Origin of the sequence: Pseudomonas sp. SIMBA_067 (assembly GCF_046534675.1) — a bacterium.
In the GTDB taxonomy this organism is placed as follows: Bacteria; Pseudomonadota; Gammaproteobacteria; order Pseudomonadales; family Pseudomonadaceae; genus Aquipseudomonas; species Aquipseudomonas putida.
Genome location: NZ_JAWRYH010001166.1, coordinates 1 through 243 on the forward strand (window position 1 = coordinate 1; position 243 = coordinate 243).

1 pseudogene is annotated in these 243 nt (G+C 66.3%); it reads left to right on the forward strand.

Annotation, left to right across the window (positions count from 1 at the left end):
* Positions 1–243: pseudogene (locus tag SB765_RS32945) on the forward strand (efflux RND transporter periplasmic adaptor subunit); the annotation flags it as partial.

Sequence of the window (243 nt, forward strand, 5' to 3'; positions counted from 1 at the left end):
GTGAAGGCCACCTGGCACTGATCGACAACCAGATTTCCGGCACCACCGGTACCGTGCGGGTAAAGGCCGAGTTCGACAACAAGGACGGCCGACTGTGGCCGGGCCAGCTGGTCACCATCCGCCTGCGCACCGCCGTGGAAGAAAACGCCTTGGTGGTGCCGCCGCCGGTGGTGCAACGCGGCGTCGACGGGCACTTCGTCTACCGACTGGACGGCGACAAGGTCACCAGCGTGCCGGTGAAGG